An 18,361-nucleotide genomic window follows, 5' to 3' on the forward strand; every position below is an offset into this window, starting at 1 on the left:
TGCTAGCAGGGGGAGGTTGGGAGGGGGTAAGCCCTTGAGAAAACGCTGCGGGCTTGCGGGGCTCGACCCCACCCCAACCCTCCCCTGCTATATGCAGGGGAGGGAGTCATCTATTAGTCCTGCGAGGCCACTTTGTTCGCTCCACCACCCGTCTGCGCCAACTGCTTGCTCGCATCGAGGCTGCGGGTTTCCATCGCGACCTTGGTGGGGTTTACCTCGGCACCGGGGCGCACGCGCTGCAGGCCGTTCACCACCACGGTGTCGCCGGCATCCAGGCCATCGTTCACCACGCGCAGGCCATCCAGTAGCGGGCCGGTGGTGATCTTGCGGTACTCCACCTTACGCTCCTTGGTCAGCACGTAGACGTACTTGTTGCCAAGGTCGGTGCCAACGGCGCGGTCGTCGATCAGCGCACGCTGTCGCTTGCTGTCGCTGCGCAACTGGATGCGTACGTACAGGCCCGGCGTGTAGCGCGCGTCGGCGTTGTCGAACACCGCGCGCAGACGGATCGTGCCCGAGCCCACGCGCAGCTGGTTGTCGACAAAGTCGATGCGGCCCACATGCGGAAAGCCCTTCTCATTGGCCAGCGCCATCGCCACCCGCGGCGCACCGCCGTTCTCACGGCGTTGCTGGTCGAGCTTGAGATAGCTGTGCTCGTCCACGTCGAAGTAGGCGTACACCGGATCCACGCTGACCACGCTGGTGAGCACGTCGTTGCTGGTCACCAGGTTGCCCGGGGTGACCAAGGCGTTGCTCACGCGGCCGTCGATCGGCGCGCGGATTTCGGTAAAGCTGAGATTGAGGCGAGCGGACTGCAAAGCGGCGCCGGTAGAAGCCACCTGGGCCTTGGCACTTTGCCCCGCCGTGTTCAGGCGGTCGCTTTCCTCACGAGAGATGGCGTGCTGCTCCAGCAGCTTCTGGCCGCGTGCCGCATTGGCCTCGGCCAACGCCTGCTCGGCCTTGGCCTGGCTGAGATTGGCATTAAGGCGATCCACCTCGGCCTGGAACGGGCGGGGGTCGATACGGAAGAGCAATTCGCCCTTCTTGACCGCCGCGCCTTCCTTGAAGTGGATCGAATCCACGTAGCCGCCCACGCGCGGGCGCAGGTCAATGGTGTCGACCGCCTGCAGGCGGCCGGTGAAATCGTCGGCGTCGCTGACCTGGCGCACCAGCACCTGGGCGACGGTGACTTCGGGCGGGCCAGCGGGAGCGATCTGGGCGTGGGTGCTGCCACGGTTACTGAGCACCGTCCAGCTGCCTGCGACGGCAACGACGGCGAGGGTGGCGAAGATCCATCGATTCTTCATCTTGCGCTCCGGGGAATTAGTGAACGGTTTCTTTAAAATCGTTCGAGGCGCGAGAGAATAGGTGTACCTTGCGGTATAGAAAATACCCTCATGGTGCAATGCAGTAGTGACTCCGAGTCACGAATCAGCAGAGAATCGTCCCTATGGAAGACTTTGCCGCAATTTCCGCCTTTGTCCGGGTGGTCGAAGCCAAGAGCTTCGCTGCTGCCGCCGTCCAGCTCGGCATGACCCCCTCCGGCGTCAGCCGGGCGGTGTCACGGCTGGAAGAACGGCTAGGCGCCCGCCTCTTGTTCCGTTCGACGCGCTCCCTGCGTTTGACCGACGATGGGGCCGCGTTCCATGCGCGTTGCAAGGAGATCCTTGCCGATCTGACCGAGGCGACCGAAGCGCTGAACTACGCCACCCGCAAACCCACCGGCAAGCTGCGCGTGGGTATTTCGCTGGCGGTGGGCCGGGCGGCGATCATCCCGCGCCTGGACGAATTCGAGCAGCGCTACCCGGATATCCGGCTGGAGCTATCGATGACCGACAGCCCCTCCGACCTCAATGAAGAAGGTATGGACTGCGCCATCCGCGTGGGCGAGCTGGAGGATTCCAGCCTGATCGCGCGCAAGATCGGTTACCTGCGCAACGTGGTCTGCGCCTCGCCGGACTACCTGCGCAAATACGGCGCGCCCAAGAGCATCGATGACCTCAAGCACCATCGCTGCATCAACTACGTCTACCCCAACGGCCGCCAGCGCCAATGGCAGTTCGACACGCCGAGCGGGCAAGTGGGCGTGGATATCGACGCGCACCTGTTGATCAACGACGGCGAATCGGTGATCCAGGCCGTGTCCGCCGGCCTGGGCATCACCCAGGCGCCGCATATGTTGGTGGCGTGCATGCTCGACAAAGGCATGATCGAGCTGGTGATGACCGACACCATTTCCACCGGCAAACCGGTGTGGATCGTCTACCCGCAGAAGAAACATCTCTCCGCGCGCGTGCAGGCTTTCATCGAATGGGTGCGCGAGTTGTTCGACCGCACCAACGAGCCGGGCTTTAAGAAGCCGCCGGTGATCAAGCCGGCCGCACCGGCGCAGCGCCTGAGCGCATAACGCCCCGCTTCGCGGCCCGAGCAGGGGGAGGAGAAAAGCATGCACGGCTGGGATTCGTCGCAATCAGACGTTAATTGCAAATAAAACAGCTTTTATCTAGGATAAGGCATGCTTTTATTTGGGATTAAAGCCTGTCATGGCCAAACGAGTCCCCCCAACTCACCCGCAGGCTCGACGCCAGATCGCCGCTTTGGGCGAGCGCCTGCGCGCGGCGCGGCTTCGTCGTGATCTGACCCAGGAAATGCTGGCAGAGCGTGTCGGCGTGTCCGTCCCGACCGTGGCCAAGCTGGAGAACGGTGATCCGACCACGAGCCTGGCCATCATGCTGCGTGTGCTGACCGTCTTGGGGTTGGGCGCCGATGTCGATGCGATAGCGGCGCAGGACTCGCTGGGGCGCGAGTTGCAAGACAGCAAACGTGTGCGCGCGCCACGCCGGACGAAGCTTGCCCCGCGCGCGCCGACCGTCAAGCCGAGCGACAAAACATGAATACGCTCGATGTATGGATCGATGATGCCACCTTGGGCGGGAGCGCCCGAGTGGGGCGATTGGATCGAGTTGGAAACCGAGGGCGCCATGTCTTGAGCTTTGAATATGCCGCTGCATGGCTAAGCAAGAGCGAACCTGTTGCGACCTTCCAGCTCGACCCCGACTTGCCGCTGGGAGCGGGGCAACATCACGCGCATACGGGAGCCCGGACGCTCGCGGGTGTGTTCCAGGATAGCTCGCCTGACCGATGGGGGCGGTTGCTCATGGACAGGCGCGAAATCATTGAGGCCCATGCTGAAAAGCGTTTGCCGCGAACGCTCAATGACTGGGATTACCTTACCGGTGTCGCCGATGAAGGACGTATGGGGGCCATGCGCCTGCGCGACCCGCAGTCAGCGGAGTACGTGAGCCACGCTGCCCTCAATGCACCGCCGGTCACCTCCATGCGAGAGCTTGAGGCCATCGCGGGCATGATCGAGCGTGATGAAGAAGCCGACACGCCAGAACGCATCGCGTGGATGAAACAGCTCATCGCACCAGGTGCATCATTAGGCGGTGCGCGTCCCAAAGCGAGCATGCGTGAGGAAGACGGCAGCCTATGGATCGCCAAATTTCCGTCCAACGACGATGAGCACGACGTGGGCCTGTGGGAGTTCGTCACTTACAAACTGGCGCTGCAGTCAGGCATCAATATGCCGCCCGCAGCACTGATGAAGCTGTCGGACCGAGGCCATACCTTCGCGGTATCACGTTTTGATCGCGTGGATGGGAGTAGGCGGGCTTATGCCTCGGCCATGACCCTGCTCGCAACAAACAGCGCCAATTTCCACAGTTACCTGGACCTGGTTCTGTTGATCGAGGAAGTCGGCACACCAACATATATAGCCAGGGAACTGGAGCAACTGTTCCGTCGGGTGCTGTTCAACATTCTGGTCGGTAATCGCGACGACCATCTGCGTAACCATGGGTTTCTTCGCGACGTAGATGGTTGGCGGCTGTCCCCCGCATTCGACATCAATCCCAATCCAGCCAAGAACGATCACGTTCTGGGCATCAACGAGGCCGATACCACTCCGAACTCCGATCTGCTCATGGCTACGGCGGACTACTACCGACTGAAAAAATCCAGAGCCGAGACCATCGCAGACGAGGTCCGTAAGGCTGTCGATGGCTGGCAGTCCTTGGCACGACAGCTCAGCGCCCGCGCTTCGGAGATAGCGAAGATGCGCAGCGTGATGGATCCCGCCCGTTGAGCCAGAACTGCAGCGGATCGTGACACCGTTGCCCGATCAGCGACATGAAAGCGCGTCTTTCTGTGCACCTTCAGAATTCTTCATTCGCATTTCAGGCGCTTCATTCGGCCTCCTGCTGAGCTTCTCCGCACCTAGATAGCGGAGAAGCTCACGTGTCATTCAAACCTTTGTGTCTGTTCGTTGCTGGTCTGCTGACTACCCTGTCTTTGCCGCTTGTTGCGGCGGATTACCGGCCTCCCGTCCCTGACGGCGATGGCTGGGCGGTCGCCGATGCGCGGGCGTCGCATTGGGATGTCGCGCGGTTCGCCACCCTGGAGGCCAAGCTCGCCGATAACACCTACAAGGGCATTACCAGCATCGTGGTGGCCAAAGACGGCAAGCTGGTCTATGAGGCGTACTTCAATGGCAGCAGCGCCGCGCAGTTGAATGACATCCGCTCGGCCAGCAAGAGCGTGACGGCGTGGCTGGTCGGGGCGGCCATCGACCGCGGCCTGATTCCGGAGGTGCAGGCCAAGGTCTATAGCTACTTCCCGGACAAGCAACCGGTACAACACCCCGATGTGCGCAAGCAGGCGATCACGCTGGAAGACCTGCTGACCATGAGTTCGCTGTGGGAATGTGACGACGAAAACCAGTTTTCCTCCGGCAATGAGGAGCGCATGTATGTGAGCGAGGATTGGCTGCAGTTCGCCCTCGACTTGCCGATCAAAGGCTTTGCGCCGTGGATGACGAAACCCGCCGATAGCCCGCACGGCCGCGCGTTTGCCTACTGCACGGCCGGTGCCTTTGTAGCTGGCGCGGTGGTGGAGCGCGCCACGCACAAGCCACTTTCAGCGTTCGCCGCCGAAGTGTTGGAAAAGCCGTTGGGTATTACCCAATCGCACTGGAACACCTCGCCTTTGGGCATCGGCATGGGTGGCGGTGGTACGCGCTATCGCAGCCGGGATCTGGCGAAGCTGGGTGAGCTGGCGCTGGATGACGGCCGCTGGCAAGGCCGACAGATCGTTTCCGCTGCGTGGGTGCATCGCATGCTGAGTGTGCATGCGCAAGCGCGCGACGATGCGGACTACGGCTACTTCTGGTGGTGCTTCCGTTTCCCGGTAAAGGGCGTCGAACAAACGGCGTGGGCTATGTCCGGCAATGGCGGCAACTATGTGTTTGTGGTGCCCTCGCAGAAACTCGTCGCGGTGGTGACCAGCACGGCCTACAACCAGCGCTATATGCATCCGCAGTCGCAGGAGATCTTCCGCGACTACATCCTCAAGGCGTTGCCATAACTCAAGGCGTCTGGCGCAGCTCGGCCGGGCGCCATGCGGCGGCCATTACCTGCGCGCGCTGTTCCGCCATGCGACGGCTGATGGTATCGATGGCTGTCGCGTAGGCCGGTTCGCCGGTCAAGGGACGCAGCAGCGGCGATGTCTGCAAATAGGCGCGGTCGCTATAACCGGCCTGCACGGCAGCAGTGATGGTAGCCAGCGCCTCCGCACGCTGACCGCGCGCCAGTTGCAGCATGGCAAGTTCCAGCTGGTCCGACGGATAACCCATACCTTCGGCCAGCTGGCTCTTCATGCCGGCGATGCGCGTATCGAGCCAGGCCGGGGTGGATGGTGTGTCGCCATAGAGCGTGGCCAGCGTGGTGGGCAGGCTCATCTGCGGGCGCAATCGAACGGCCTGGTCGAACGTGCTGTGGGCTGCGGTGCGATCGCCGCGCAGCAAGGCCAGCTCGCCGGCCAACACGTACAGGCCAACATGCGGTGTGTTGCGGGTCATCGCCTGATCGAGCGCGGTCTGTGCTTCCGCCAGTCGTCCTTGCAGAAACAAATGCTGCGGCCAGGCGATGTTGGAGAACACATTGTCGGGATTGAGCTGGAAGCTGCGCCGGAAGCGCTGCTCAGCGGCCTCGGTGAAACCCAGCAGATCCAGTTCGCGTGCAATCTGCACATCGCGAAAGCGCACGCGCGATGCATCGCCATGCAGATCCAGATTGGCGCGCAGGGCATCCACCAACTGTCCACGCTCCTGATACAGATAAGCGGCGGATGCACGACTGCCATCGTCAGCCGGATCGAGTACTACGGCGTGCTGATAGGCATCGATGGCCGCCTGCATCTCGCCGCGGCAATCGTGCGCATAGGCCAGGGCGGACCAGGCGGCGGCGTTGCGCGTATCCGACTTGAGTACCGTTTCCGCGAGCTGCTGCGCCGAGCGCGCCCATTCGTAGGGAAAGTTGTAGAGGCAGGCGCGCGCGCTGTATGCGCGGCTTAGCCCGACTTGCGCTGCGGCATGGGAAGGCGAGGTCGCCAACACCTGCTGATACAAGCCGATGGCGCGCTCGTTGTTGTCGCGTTGTCCGATGCCGGCGTAATAAGCCGCGCGCTGTAATAACTCTTGCGTCGGCGAGGTCGTGGCGGTGGTCGCGGCAAGCGAGCGATGCCACTCCCACCAGCCAGCGCCACCAAGTACAAGGACGGCGATGCCCAGCGCGGCGATCCAGGCGCCACGATGATGATTCGGCGCGACGGGCTCAACAGGTATCAGCGTTTCCGCGACCACCGGTGGCTCGCACAGCTTATAGCCGCGCCCGCGCACCGAGCGGATATAGCGCGGCTGGCGGCCATCGTCGCCGAGCGCCTGACGCAGCAGCTTCACGCGTTGGGTGACCGTTTCTTCGTTGACGACCGCCGGTGCCCACACTTCGGCCATCAGCGTGTCGAAATCGACCACGGCATCGCGGTGGCGAAGCAGGCAGGCGAGTAGTTGGAAGCTCAGCCCTTGCACATCCAGCGGCACATCGTCCCGACTGACCCGTTGCCGGGCGAGGTCGATGTGCAGATCCAGCAATCGGAGATGTCGGGGTTGGTCCATGGCAGTCGCCGGCCGAAGCGCGGCGACTATCGTTTCACGGATCGACCCGGAGCGCTCAGCCGCCGGTCGGCAGCCACAGCAGCAAGGCGATGCCCAGCGCGATGCGGTAGATCGCGAACGGAGTGAAGTGATGGCTGCGGATGTAGCCGAGCAGCCACTTCACCGCGACAAAGGCGACCACAGCGGAGACGATGAAGCCGACGATCAGCGCGGTCCAGTCCTCATGCGCCACGCCGCCGCTCTTCACGACCTTCAGCAACTCGTAGCCGGTCGCCGCATACATGGTGGGGATGCCCACCAGGAAAGCGAACTCCGTGGCAGCGGCGCGGTTGCTGGTGCCGGCCAGCATAGCGGTGAAGATAGTGGCGGCCGAACGCGATGTGCCGGGGAACACGCCGGCCACGATCTGCGCAATGCCGACCAGGATCGCCACGCGCCAGGTCACTTCGGTGCGATCCACTTGCCGTGCGGCGAGCCGCTCGGCGCCGATCATCCAGATACCGCCGATCACCAGCGCCCAGGCGATAGGCGTCACCGCCTCCGGCAGCTTGAAGCCCATGTGCGTCACGATGAAACCCAGCACCGCGGTGATCATGAAGGCCACGAACAGCTTTGCCAGATAGTCGCGGTTGGCCGGCTCGCGCCACTGCGTGAACAACTGCCAGATGCGTTTCCAGTAGATGAAGGTCACCGCGAGGATCGCGCCCGCCTGGATACCTACGTTGAACAGATCCGAGCGCTCGCCCAGGCCGAACTTCTCGGCGATCAGCAAATGGCCGGTGCTGGAAATGGGCAGGAATTCGGTGATGCCTTCGATGATGCCAAGCAGGATGACGTTGATCAGATCGCTCACGAGGTAGCTGGCTCCGCTGAGGTGGAGGAAGCGACGGGGTGGCCGCCGTGAAAGCGCCATAGCTTACGGGTAGTGCACGAACAAAAGATGGCTGTTTGCTGATGCGTGGGATAGAGCCCGGGGTGTCTCTCTTGCTCATAACTCCCGCGAAAGCACGAGGCCGGAGCCTTTGGGTCACGAGTAATGGTAGGCGCTCGGTCCCGGCGGTTGCCTCATTTTCGGAGTACCCCGAAGCGCCGAAAGATTCGCAAAATTCTGCGGCCGCACCCTTCGTGCGAAGGCTGAAAGGCGGACCGTTCACTTTGGCTGCGGCAGAATCGCGCGATCCACAGCGGAGGAGGCATGACGGTGCGATACGTCATCTCTTGTCGAAGCCGGGTGCCCCGCAGGGAAATGTGGGCCGATGTATCCCCTCCAGACAGTCGGTGTCATACCGACGGTCGCGCGGTGATCGCATGAGGGCCTACCAGAGCGCAGGCGGATGGTTGTTCACCCTGCTCGCGTCGCTGTTTATCGGGACGCTGTTTGCCGAGGCTTTGTTCAATGAAGCCTTGTCGCCCCCGGAGCTGGCGACCTGGGCTTTCCCTTTCGTGGGAACACTGCTGGGTGCGTTCCTCGCGTTCAAGTACCTGGGTATCGACGAAGCCGTCAAACGAGAGGAGTTGAGAGCGGGCGCCATCAATCGGGCCATCCTGGTGTTGGTTTCCCAGGTCAACTACCTGTCGACGGTGAAAGCCGAGCTGTTCAAAGACAATGACTCCCCAGAGCAGGTTTCCAATTTGCGTGCGTTCCCCAATCCTCCCAGCAGTCATATCCGACAGCGGGTTGAAGAGTTGGTTTTTCTGGTGGAGCTCGGTGAATCCGGCTTGATTATGGCCTTGGAGCGCGAGCAGCGCCGCTACGACGATTGCCTCCTACACCTCAACATACGCAACGACCTGTTGTTCGACGTCATCCATCCGCTGGTGGCCAGGACGGGCATCATGGGCAAGCCGATTACGCTGGAGCAGTTCAAGAGCGTGCTGGGCGAGATGAACTACGGGCGTTGGGAGGTGGCCACCCATAACGTCTGCCAAGCCGTGCCTTCGAGTCTCGAGTCGATACCGGCGTTGATCGGAAGGCTATGCGACACCGGGAAGAAACTATTTCCCCGCCGCACGTTTATTGGTATCGCCGACATTCCCAAGGCAAGGATTGAATGACGGACTTGCTCTGGTTCAAGTTCGTCATCACGGCGAAAGCCGGCATCCAAAGCCTGTGCTGTTTTCAAAGGCTTAAAGTCGCTGGGTCCCGGCTTTCGCCGGGATGACGATCAAGATGAGGTTGTGCGAGGTTCTCGGATGCCTGGCCACGTGTCCGGCCGCCGGCTGAGCGGCTAGGATGCCTGGCACGGGAAAGGCATGTGGATCGGGTCACCGAAATGCATCAAATTGGTGCTATATCCAAGCCATGTTTTCCCGTTATCTGTGCAAATTGGGCCAACTGATCGAAGGTGGCTCGATGTAAGACATTGAATTGCGCCACGTTCGTGCTTTGGCACAAAGCTTGCCAAAAGGCTTGAGTTCTCCCACACCTTTACCCATCGAGGTTCGTCATGTCCGCCCAGAAAGTGCTCGACCTGATCCAGGAACACGACGTCGAGTTCGTCGACTTCCGTTTTGCCGACATGCTCGGCAAACACCATCACGTCACGTTCCCGGCGCATGCCATCGACGAGTCGACCTTCGAGGACGGCAAGATGTTCGATGGTTCGTCGATCTCGGGTTGGAAGGGCATCAACGAGTCGGACATGATCCTGCTGCCCGATCCGAACACCGCCTACCTCGATCCGTTCAGCGCACACACCCAGCTGGTGCTGCATTGCGACGTGCTGGAGCCGAGCACCATGCAGGCTTACGGCCGTGATCCGCGCTCCATCGCCAAGCGCGGCGAGGCATACCTCAAGTCCACCGGCATCGCCGACACCGCTTTCTTCGGCCCGGAGCCGGAGTTCTTCATTTTCGATTCCGTGCGCTGGCAGAACGACATGGGCCGCGTGTTCTACGAAATCGGCTCCGAAGAAGCCGCGTGGTCGTCGCGCTACAAGTACGAAGACAACAACACCGGCCACCGTCCGGGCGTGAAGGGCGGCTACTTCCCGGTCAGCCCGGTCGACTCGCTGGGCGACCTGCGTGCTGACATGTGCAAGGTGCTGGAGTCGCTCGGTCAGGTGGTGGAAGTGCATCACCACGAAGTGGCCAATGCCGGCCAGTGCGAGATCGGCGTGAAGTTCAACACGCTGGTGCAGAAGGCCGACGAACTGATGACGATGAAGTACGTCATCAAGAACGTCGCTCACCAGAACGGCAAGACCGTGACCTTCATGCCCAAGCCGATCGTGGGCGACAACGGCAGCGGCATGCACGTGCACCAGTCGCTGGCGAAGGACGGCAACAACCTGTTCGCCGGCGACCTGTACGGCGGCCTGAGCCAGACTGCGCTGTGGTACATCGGCGGCATCTTCAAGCACGCCAAGGCCATCAATGCCTTCGCCAACTCCACCACCAACAGCTACAAGCGCCTGGTGCCGGGCTTCGAAGCGCCGGTGATGCTGGCCTACTCGGCCCGCAACCGCTCGGCGAGCTGCCGCATTCCGTATGTGTCCAGCCCGAAGGGTCGCCGCATCGAAGTGCGCTTCCCCGACCCGATGAACTCCGGCTATCTGGTGTTCACCGCGCTGATGATGGCCGGCCTCGACGGCATCATTAACAAGATCGACCCGGGCGCGCCGGCCGACAAGGATCTGTACGACCTGCCGCCGGAAGAAGAGAAGAACATCCCGCAGGTCTGCGCCAGCCTCGACGAAGCGCTGGTCGCGCTCGACAAGGACCGCGACTTCCTCAAGGCCGGCGGCGTGTTCACCGATGACTTCATCGACGCCTACATCGCGTTGAAGATGCAGGAAGTGACCCGCTATCGCGCCAGCACGCATCCGCTGGAGTTCCAGATGTACTACGCGCTCTGATCGTCTAGAGACGAGACGCGGAGAGACGAAACGGGCGCCTTGGGCGCCCGTTTTGTTTCATGCAGCCGGTGGTCAACCGTCATCGATTCGATGCAAGATGCCGCCTTCACGCCAGGGATGACACATCATGTTCGGACTGTTCAAGAAGCGCGGAAAGAAAACCACCGAAGATGCCGCGGCGAATCCATCGCCGTCAGCTTCCGAAATGATCACCGTCGTCGACAGTTACGGCCGGCAGTTGCAGATCACGCGTACCGAATGGCGCGACAAGGTGCTCCAACCGAATCTGAAGCAGCACTGGAACACCCCAGACCGGCTGTACCAGATGATCATCGATGCCGTGAACGATGACATGGCCGCCGAGGTCGCTCCGGCGAGCGAACGCCTGCTCGCTATCGATCCGATGGTGGAGCGTTCGCACGTCATCCGCGCCATCGTGCTGATGAAACTGGACGATGCCGCCGGTGCCGACGCCATCTTGCGGGCTGCGATAGCATCCATCGGTGAAACCGGCACGCTGTTGACCAATCAGGCCAAGGCCTTGCATCAGCTCGGCGACGAGGCGGGTTCGCTGCGGACCCTGGAGCGCAGCCTGCTGCTCGATCCGAATCAGGACAATGGCCTGGGATGGTGGTGTGCGATCCTGCGCGAGAGCGACGGCGAACCGCGCGTCGAAGCCGAACTGGCGCGCCTGGCACAGCTGCCTGGAGGCTGGCGACCGCAGCTTTTGCTGGGAGAGATGCTGCTGCAGCGTGACGACCACGAGCGCGCCGTTGAGTATTTTCGTCACGTCCTCACGGTTCAGCCGGATGGCGAGGACGTCCTGATGATTATCGGCGCTGCGCTGGGCCAGAAGGGATGGCTGGTGGAAGCGATCGACCTCGTTGCGCCGGTATTCGATCCGCAGCGGCACGACCCGCGCGCGGGCTTCAATCTGCTGCAGGCTTATCTGCAATCGGGCGAGGCGGCACCCGGTCTGGCGTTGCTGGAGCGCTTCTACGCATTGAAGCAACCCGCTTTGCATTCGACGCTTCAACATTTCTCGCAGGCGTTCGATCAGCTGGTGAAACAGCCTCCGCACAAAGAGGAAGCCATGCCGAAGATCGTCATGCGCCAGCTGGACCTGCCGCCCTGGCTGGCCGCTATGCATGACATGGCATGGGCGGCACCGTCGATGGAAGAGCGCGAAACCCGAGTATTGCTGCTGGCGCTTTCGGCGCATGGCGAATCGACCGACGGCCACGTGCGCAGTGGCCGCGAAGATGAGCGCGGCCGTTTTTCGCGCGCGCTGCCTTTGTATCTGCACGAACAACTAATCTTCCGTAGCGAACTGAAATCGGTAGCTCTCATTCCGACCACGGATGAAAACAGCCTGGTTCTGTTCGGTAAGCCGTGGGACGAGGATGAGTTGCGGCACGTCACCGAAGGCTATGAATATGTGGTCGAGGGCGATATCGGTGAGCGCGAAGATGGCTTCGTCGTGACGTGGCGAGTGCGCACTGCATCCGATATGCACGTGCTTCTTCGCCTGGAGCGCAGTGTGCGCATGCGCGAGCTTGGTCAGGCCGTATCGGAGATGGGCGAGGAAATCCTTGAGGCGCTTCAGCACGCCAGCGGCAGCACGCGACCTAGTCGGGTGACGTACTACGCATTACCGCGTGCTTTCTCCACCGAATACTTGAGCGGGCTGGCGCAAACACTGGTGCTGACGCTGCTTGAAAGCCCGGAGCAGCGCACCCGTTTGTTTGGGGAGCGCAACATCTATACCTGGATGCAGAATCTCGCCCTGTCCATGCCGGACAACGAGGCGGCGCAGTTCATGTACTTCACGGCGTTGGCTAAGGGGCGTCGCTATGCCTCGCCTATCGTCGACGAGTTCGAGCGTCCGGCAGCGGAACGCCTGCGCAGCCTGATCGATGCGCAAGCCTATGCAGCGTGCCTCGCACCTCTGGTGATGGCTGTTTTCCCTGCCAGTGAAGTCATCCGTGACATGGCCGCAGGAATTCCGGTTGGGGAAGACGCGAGGTATGCAGCCTGGGTCGAAAGGGTACGATCGTCTTTCTAACTTGCCGGCGCCAAGGCGCAAGGCTTCTGCTTTTCCTTGCCAACCGGACTTGCTCAAGGCCGTCACCGCGACAGTGGGAGCGTTAACTCACTTGGCATCGTGAAAAATGATGCCGAGTGTATGGCGCTGACCCTGGCGCAATTGGCTGACCCCATGACGCAGCTGAGTGCGATAGAAACCGCGCGATGAGCGAGCCGGGCGACTGTTGACCGCGAAGACCACTGCCTGACCCTGACGTAACGGGACGACTTCCGCGCGGCCAGGCCTTTTGGGATCGCTCTCGGTAAGCAGCAGTTCGCCACCTTCAAAATCGCGGCCCGGTTCGTCGAGCAAAAACACGGCCTGCAAGGGGAAAACGTGGTCGCCGTAAAGATCCTGATGCAGACAGCAGTAGTCGCGCTCGCGGTAGCGCAGTAGCAAGGGCGTCGGACGCTGCTGTCCTTCGCGATGGCAGATAGCCATGAATTCGGCATGCGTCGCCGGGAAGCGTTCGCTCATGCGCATGGCTGCATGCCAGCGGTTGGCGATAGGCGCCAGGTGCGGATACAAGGCCGTGCGCAATCGTCCGACCGGATCGGGCAGCGGATAGCGGAAATATTTGTACTCGCCACGCCCGAACGCGTAACGCTCCATCACGATACGGCTGCGAAAGCGCTCCTCTTCGGAGAAGAAGGCTGCGATCTCGCGGCACTGTACGGAGGACAGCAAGACAGGCAGCACGGCGTAACCATCATGGGTCAGAGTCACTTCGGTGCGATGCCAATCGATAGCGTTGATGCGATGTTCGATCGTGCTCGCGAGCGGCTCTGACCCAAAGCAGGTGTCTGTATCCGGCAAAAGAAGAACTTGCTGAGTCATGTCCGATATCTCTTCATGGGTGGCTTGAGCGGCTGCTCACCTTTCCAGACGGCATAGGGCTCGGGCAGGCACACTGCGCACGGTCGATAGCCAGCAACCTGTGCGGTGTCCTCATCGGGAAAGAACACGCGATGCGCCACGTACCCGCCGCGTGCAATCGCCTGCAAAGCTGCGCGGCAGTCGAGGCGTCCGTACACCTTGCTACCGCGATGCCCGCCAAACATCCCGGGCACATCGCTCGTGTACGGCTTGCCGTCGCGGCCGATCAGGATCCAAGTTTTCGTGCCTGCCATGGGCCTGTGCTCAGGGTGCGTCGTGAAACCAGAGCTCCAGGCCGATCCGCTCACCGCCGCGCACCCGGCTGATCGCGTGCTTGAGGCTCACGCGGTAGTAGCCCTTGCTGCCCTTGCAGGGGCGCTGCGCGGTGGTGATGATCGCAGCATCGCCAAGCTTCAACGGCAACACCACCGGACGCGATTGCATACGTGGGCGTTGCTCGGTCATCACGAACTCGCCGCCGCTGAAATCCTCGCCGGGCGTCGACAGCAGTGCGACCAGCTGCAACGGAAAGACGTGCTCGCCTTCTGTCTGCTGATGCAACGCCTGATAGTCGTGCTCGCGCAAACGGCTCAGGCTGGATCGCTGCCGCCGCTGGCCCGCCAGTTGGTTGAGCGCGATAAACGCATCCAGCTCATCGGGGTAGCGATAGCCGACCCCCAACGTTTCATTCCATCGGTTGGCGACGGGAGCGAGGTGGCGATAGAACGCTGCTTGCCATGTCGCCAATGGCTCCGGCAGCGGTTGCGCGAGATAAAAGAGATCGCCACTGCCCAGATCGCCCGATGCCAGGCTTTCGTGATGCCCGGCCTTCGCGGTACCGGTCCATGGCGGCAGGGCGCGTGCCTGGGCGGCATCGAACAGTCCGGGAAGCAAGGCGTAGCCTTCCTGGTCCAGCTGGGTGCCGACATCGGCCCAGTCGAGCCGATCGATCGAGGAAATCCCGCTCACGCGATCAGGCCTTGGCTTCGCGTTGCAACAGTTCGCGCTTGCGCTCCACGCCCCAGCGGTAGCCGGAGATGTCGCCGTCGCGGCGCACCACGCGATGACAGGGAATCGCCACGGCGATGTGATTGGCGCCGCAGGCCTGCGCCACCGCGCGCATCGCTTTGGGTGCACCGATGCGCTCGGCGATTTGCGCGTAGCTCACCGTCGTGCCCGGCGGAATCTCGCGCAAGGCTTGCCATACGCGCTCCTGGAACGCCGTGCCACGCACATCCAGAGGCAGGTTCAGGCCCAGCGAAGGCGCTTCGATAAAGCCGACCACTTGCGCCACCAGCTGCTCGAAGCCGGCGTCGCCACCGATCAATTGCGCCTTGGGAAATTGATCCTGCAGATCGCGTACCAGTGCGTCGGGATCGTCACCCAGCAGGATCGCGCAAATACCGCGCTGGCTCTGCGCCACCAGGATCGCGCCCAGCGAACACTGACCGACCGCAAAGCGGATCGAGGCGCCGACACCGCCGTCGCGATAGTCGCGAGGGCGCATGCCCAGCAGCTGGTTGGAGGCTTCATAGAAGCGACTGTTGGAATTGAAGCCGGCACCGTAGATCGCGTCCGTCACTGAAGTCGCGCCGTCGCCAAGTTCCTCCCGCAGCCGGCGCGCGCGATACGCGGATGCATACGCCTTGGGTGTCAGGCCGGTCTCCGCCTTGAACACGCGATGGAAGTGGAACGTGCTCATGCCCGCCTGTGCTGCGAGCTCGTCGAGGCTCGGTGGCGTATCAGCGGCTTCGATCAGCCGGCAGGCCTGCGCCACCAGCGCTGCGCGCTGCGCAGCGATACTGGTGTGATCTGCGGCAACACGGCGGCTGGCGCGATAGCCCGCCGCTTCGGCGGCTTCAGCAGTAGCGAAGAACACCACGTTCTCGCGCCGGGGCAGGCGCGCAGAAGAACTGGGCCGGCAATACACACCCGTAGTGCGTACTGCGTAGACGAAGTGTCCATCGGCGGCCGGGTCGCGAGCTTGTACGGCGGCCCAGCGCTGTGTGTCGGTGGCGTAATGGGACGAGTTTTTGGTCGAGGTATGCATGGCGAATGTCGTGGCATGTCTGATCGTGGGATCAGCTTAGGCGGCAATTCATTCGCAAGAACTCCGGTTCTTGCGAATGAATTCCTATCGTCAATGTGCTGGCGCGCGCCACAGATACCAAGCGGCCACCGTGCGGTAAGGGCGCCAGCCCTGTCCCAGCTCGCGCAGCTGTTTCGGCGTCGGTGCCTGCGCCAGGCCCTTGAAGCGGCGATAGCCTTCGCGCACACCGTAGTCATCCACGGGTAGGATGTCGGAGCGCTCCAGCGTATAGATCAGGAACATCTCCACGGTCCAGCGTCCCACGCCGCGCAGCGATACCAGACGCTCGATCAGCGCCTCATCGTCCAGCTGCTGGGCATCGACCCGCGCCGGCACCACGCCATCCATCGTTGCCTGCGCGATACCGCGAATGGTGGCGAGCTTGGTAGCCGAGAAGCCGCAGGCACGCTGTTGTTCCTGGTCGGTCGCCAGCAATTGCTTCGGTGTGGGGAACGCCACGCCCGGATACAGAGCGAGCAAACGGCCAAGGATGGCGTCGCCTGCCTTGGCGTGCAGCTGCTGGTAGGCGATGGCGCGCACCAGTGCCTCGTAAGGCTCGCGCGCGGGCTTGGCCTCGAAGCGACAAGGGCCGACGGCCTTGATCAGCCGGGCCCAGTCGCTATCCAGTTTCGCCAGAAACCGCGCAGCGCGCCGATAGGCTTCGGGTGAAAGGTCGGCGGCAATCGCGGGTGTCGGCAAGATCAGAATCCTGGCAGCGAAGCGGTTTTCGGTGGAAGGGCCGGCCGTACTTGTATCGCCTTCTCGTGCTCGAGCAGCCAGCGCTTGCGATGCAAGCCCCAGGCATACCCCTTGAGGTCGCCGTTGCTCGCGATCACGCGGTGACAAGGTACGACGATGGCGATCGGATTTGCACCGTTGGCTGCGCCGATGTCAATCGCCGCACGGGGATCGGTAAAGCCCAGTGCGCGCGCCAGTTGGCCGTAGCTGACGGTAGTGCCGGCCGGGATGCGGCGCAGGGCGGCCCACACCTGTTGCTGCAGATCGGTGCCGGCGGTGGCCGTGGGCAATCCGTCGAGTGCTTCGAGCTCGCCGGCAAAGTACCGCGCCAGGGCGTCGGCGATGGCTACCGGAGCCGGCGCGTCGGCCAATTCGTAGCTGCCGTAGTGTTCGCGCAAACCGCGATGCAAGTGGGCCGAATGATCGGCGAAGTCCAGGGCACGAATGCGCCACTGCTCGTCGGTAACCAGCAGCATCGGGCCGAGCGGGGCATCCAGATGGCTCAGATAAAGCTTCATGACGGCACTCCTCAGCGCAATCGGGTCACGCCGCTTTCGTTCAACTGAAAAACCTCGCCGCTATGGAAATGCAGCTCGGTATGGCCGCGGTCGTTGATTCGCCAATAGGCGAAACCGGCATCCACGGATGCCTGAAAGTGCGCCGTGATCTCCCGTTGTGTCGTTTGCGCGTCATCCGCGGAACGGGCCGGAGCGGGTGGCCAGGTCATCGACACGGAAAGTGATCTCGGCGTTGGCATGGGAGCCAAGATAGCGATTGCTGCCTCCGCAAAAACTCCGGCTCTTGCTGTCGAATCCGCCGCTGCGTCAGCGTGCGTCGTGAAAGATCAGGCCCACGGTATGACGATGGCCACGGCGGATGCGGCTGACGCCGTGGCGCATGGCCACTTTGCGGGTGCCACCGCGCTTGCCCGCGGCCGGGCGCTGGTTCACGGTGAATACCACCGCATCGCCCTGGCGCAACGAAACCACGTCGGCGCGCTGCCCGGAAGCGGCCTGCTCGGTCATCACGAACTCGCCGCCACTGAAATCCTTGCCGGGCTCGGATAGCAGAATCGCCACCTGCAACGGAAAGACATGATCACCATACAGATCCTGGTGCAGGCAGTTGTAGTCGCCCTCGCCGTACTCGAGCATCAGCGGCGTAGGCCGCGTTTGCCCGGCTTGATGGCATCGTTTCAGAAAGTCATCCAGGTCGCCCGGATATTGCACATCGATACCCAGCTGCCGGTTCCAGCGATTGGCGACAGGCGCCAGCCGCGGATACAGCGCGTGGCGCAATTCGTCGAGCAGCGGCGGCAGGGGGTAGGCGAAGTACTTGTATTCGCCGCGCCCGAAGCCGTGACGAGCCATCACGACGCGAGCGCGGTAGACCTCATCACGTGGGTACAGCGCGGCCAGCTGTGTGCATTGCGCGGCACTGAGCAGGCGCGGCAATACGGCATTGCCGTGGGCGTCGAGCGACTGTTCGGCGCCGACCCAATCCTGCATGGCAACGAGCTGATCGGTCGGTGTGCTTGCCATCACGCGCGCTCCTTGGCGGAGACTGGATGTAGAACTGGTATGCATCGTCTTTCATCGAGCCGTTTGGGGGAGTGCGCGATGACGATAACCCACGCGGTGGCCTCTGGAACTCCGGAAAAGAGAGGTGCAATTTTTCAGCGAAACGCGACCCACGGGTTTTCG

Annotated in this window: 18 protein-coding genes; 7 read left to right on the plus strand and 11 right to left on the minus strand. The window is 62.4% G+C overall.

Features of this window, described 5'->3' with window-relative positions; genetic code table 11:
• Positions 1-113: 113 nt before the first annotated feature.
• Positions 114-1,307 (minus strand): efflux RND transporter periplasmic adaptor subunit, encoded by a 1,194-nt coding sequence (locus tag BM338_RS06500; RefSeq protein WP_090449969.1) that lies wholly within the window; start codon positions 1,305-1,307, stop codon positions 114-116.
• Positions 1,308-1,450: 143 nt separating this feature from the next.
• On the opposite strand from BM338_RS06500, the gene BM338_RS06505 reads away from it, so the two are divergent.
• The 4 genes from BM338_RS06505 (at position 1,451) to BM338_RS06520 (ending at position 5,424) form a co-directional block, all read left to right on the plus strand.
• Positions 1,451-2,407: a LysR family transcriptional regulator gene (locus BM338_RS06505; protein WP_090449970.1), complete on the plus strand. Its 957-nt coding sequence runs from the start codon at positions 1,451-1,453 to the stop codon at positions 2,405-2,407.
• A 136-nt stretch (positions 2,408-2,543) separates the two neighbouring features.
• On the plus strand, positions 2,544-2,894 hold the full coding sequence (locus tag BM338_RS06510; protein ID WP_090449971.1) for a helix-turn-helix transcriptional regulator: 351 nt from the start codon (positions 2,544-2,546) through the stop codon (positions 2,892-2,894).
• Positions 2,891-4,147 carry a type II toxin-antitoxin system HipA family toxin gene (locus BM338_RS06515; protein WP_090449972.1) on the plus strand — a complete coding sequence of 419 codons (1,257 nt, stop codon included), beginning with the start codon at positions 2,891-2,893 and terminating at the stop codon, positions 4,145-4,147. Before BM338_RS06510 ends, BM338_RS06515 begins: the two co-directional genes overlap by 4 nt.
• A 311-nt stretch (positions 4,148-4,458) precedes the next feature.
• A complete protein-coding gene (locus BM338_RS06520) occupies positions 4,459-5,424 on the plus strand; it encodes a serine hydrolase domain-containing protein (protein WP_255367218.1) in 966 nt (321 codons plus the stop codon).
• Position 5,425: 1 nt separating this feature from the next.
• On the opposite strand, the gene BM338_RS06525 is transcribed toward BM338_RS06520, so the two are convergent.
• Entirely contained in the window at positions 5,426-7,012 is a 1,587-nt protein-coding gene (locus tag BM338_RS06525; RefSeq protein WP_090449974.1) for a winged helix-turn-helix transcriptional regulator, read from the minus strand.
• A 55-nt stretch (positions 7,013-7,067) separates the two neighbouring features.
• A complete protein-coding gene (locus tag BM338_RS06530) occupies positions 7,068-7,865 on the minus strand; it encodes an undecaprenyl-diphosphate phosphatase (protein WP_090449975.1) in 798 nt (265 codons plus the stop codon).
• A gap of 485 nt (positions 7,866-8,350) precedes the next feature.
• On the opposite strand from BM338_RS06530, the gene BM338_RS06535 reads away from it, so the two are divergent.
• The 3 genes from BM338_RS06535 (at position 8,351) to BM338_RS06545 (ending at position 12,934) form a co-directional block, all read left to right on the plus strand.
• Positions 8,351-9,067 (plus strand): hypothetical protein, encoded by a 717-nt coding sequence (locus BM338_RS06535; protein ID WP_143109263.1) that lies wholly within the window; start codon positions 8,351-8,353, stop codon positions 9,065-9,067.
• 392 nt (positions 9,068-9,459) lie between these two features.
• Positions 9,460-10,869: a type I glutamate--ammonia ligase gene (gene glnA, locus BM338_RS06540; protein WP_090449977.1), complete on the plus strand. Its 1,410-nt coding sequence runs from the start codon at positions 9,460-9,462 to the stop codon at positions 10,867-10,869.
• Between the two features lie 127 nt (positions 10,870-10,996).
• On the plus strand, positions 10,997-12,934 hold the full coding sequence (locus tag BM338_RS06545) for a tetratricopeptide repeat protein (protein WP_090449978.1): 1,938 nt from the start codon (positions 10,997-10,999) through the stop codon (positions 12,932-12,934).
• An 87-nt stretch (positions 12,935-13,021) separates the two neighbouring features.
• On the opposite strand, the gene BM338_RS06550 is transcribed toward BM338_RS06545, so the two are convergent.
• The 8 genes from BM338_RS06550 to BM338_RS06585 form a co-directional block, all read right to left on the minus strand.
• Positions 13,022-13,792 carry a 2OG-Fe(II) oxygenase gene (locus tag BM338_RS06550; RefSeq protein ID WP_090449979.1) on the minus strand — a complete coding sequence of 257 codons (771 nt, stop codon included), beginning with the start codon at positions 13,790-13,792 and terminating at the stop codon, positions 13,022-13,024.
• On the minus strand, positions 13,789-14,085 hold the full coding sequence (locus BM338_RS06555) for an Ada metal-binding domain-containing protein (RefSeq protein ID WP_090449980.1): 297 nt from the start codon (positions 14,083-14,085) through the stop codon (positions 13,789-13,791). Before BM338_RS06555 ends, BM338_RS06550 begins: the two co-directional genes overlap by 4 nt.
• 10 nt (positions 14,086-14,095) lie before the next feature.
• Positions 14,096-14,800 carry a 2OG-Fe(II) oxygenase gene (locus BM338_RS06560; RefSeq protein ID WP_090449981.1) on the minus strand — a complete coding sequence of 235 codons (705 nt, stop codon included), beginning with the start codon at positions 14,798-14,800 and terminating at the stop codon, positions 14,096-14,098.
• 4 nt (positions 14,801-14,804) lie between these two features.
• Positions 14,805-15,881 carry a bifunctional DNA-binding transcriptional regulator/O6-methylguanine-DNA methyltransferase Ada gene (gene ada / locus BM338_RS06565; RefSeq protein ID WP_090449982.1) on the minus strand — a complete coding sequence of 359 codons (1,077 nt, stop codon included), beginning with the start codon at positions 15,879-15,881 and terminating at the stop codon, positions 14,805-14,807.
• A 90-nt stretch (positions 15,882-15,971) separates the two neighbouring features.
• Positions 15,972-16,619 carry a DNA-3-methyladenine glycosylase family protein gene (locus tag BM338_RS06570; protein ID WP_090449983.1) on the minus strand — a complete coding sequence of 216 codons (648 nt, stop codon included), beginning with the start codon at positions 16,617-16,619 and terminating at the stop codon, positions 15,972-15,974.
• A gap of 2 nt (positions 16,620-16,621) precedes the next feature.
• Positions 16,622-17,176, minus strand: a complete 555-nt coding sequence (locus BM338_RS21855; RefSeq protein ID WP_090449984.1) for a methylated-DNA--[protein]-cysteine S-methyltransferase — start codon at positions 17,174-17,176, stop codon at positions 16,622-16,624.
• A gap of 11 nt (positions 17,177-17,187) precedes the next feature.
• Positions 17,188-17,391, minus strand: a complete 204-nt coding sequence (locus tag BM338_RS06580) for a hypothetical protein (RefSeq protein WP_143109264.1) — start codon at positions 17,389-17,391, stop codon at positions 17,188-17,190.
• Between the two features lie 91 nt (positions 17,392-17,482).
• The gene (locus tag BM338_RS06585) at positions 17,483-18,199 is read right to left on the minus strand and encodes a 2OG-Fe(II) oxygenase (protein WP_090449986.1); all 717 of its coding nucleotides are present in this window, start codon (positions 18,197-18,199) and stop codon (positions 17,483-17,485) included.
• Positions 18,200-18,361: the final 162 nt, after the last annotated feature.

The sequence above is a fragment of the Dyella sp. OK004 genome, from assembly GCF_900114495.1.
Taxonomy (GTDB): domain Bacteria; phylum Pseudomonadota; class Gammaproteobacteria; order Xanthomonadales; family Rhodanobacteraceae; genus Dyella_D.

Coding starts and splice junctions, on each gene's coding strand:
- BM338_RS06500 (WP_090449969.1), bottom strand. CDS start 1,307: ATGAAGAATCGATGGATCTTCGCCACCCTCGCCGTCGTTGCCGTCGCA.
- BM338_RS06505 (WP_090449970.1), top strand. CDS start 1,451: ATGGAAGACTTTGCCGCAATTTCCGCCTTTGTCCGGGTGGTCGAAGCC.
- BM338_RS06510 (WP_090449971.1), top strand. CDS start 2,544: ATGGCCAAACGAGTCCCCCCAACTCACCCGCAGGCTCGACGCCAGATC.
- BM338_RS06515 (WP_090449972.1), top strand. CDS start 2,891: ATGAATACGCTCGATGTATGGATCGATGATGCCACCTTGGGCGGGAGC.
- BM338_RS06525 (WP_090449974.1), bottom strand. CDS start 7,012: ATGGACCAACCCCGACATCTCCGATTGCTGGATCTGCACATCGACCTC.
- glnA (WP_090449977.1), top strand. CDS start 9,460: ATGTCCGCCCAGAAAGTGCTCGACCTGATCCAGGAACACGACGTCGAG.
- BM338_RS06545 (WP_090449978.1), top strand. CDS start 10,997: ATGTTCGGACTGTTCAAGAAGCGCGGAAAGAAAACCACCGAAGATGCC.
- BM338_RS06550 (WP_090449979.1), bottom strand. CDS start 13,792: ATGACTCAGCAAGTTCTTCTTTTGCCGGATACAGACACCTGCTTTGGG.
- BM338_RS06555 (WP_090449980.1), bottom strand. CDS start 14,085: ATGGCAGGCACGAAAACTTGGATCCTGATCGGCCGCGACGGCAAGCCG.
- ada (WP_090449982.1), bottom strand. CDS start 15,881: ATGCATACCTCGACCAAAAACTCGTCCCATTACGCCACCGACACACAG.
- BM338_RS21855 (WP_090449984.1), bottom strand. CDS start 17,176: ATGAAGCTTTATCTGAGCCATCTGGATGCCCCGCTCGGCCCGATGCTG.
- BM338_RS06585 (WP_090449986.1), bottom strand. CDS start 18,199: ATGGCAAGCACACCGACCGATCAGCTCGTTGCCATGCAGGATTGGGTC.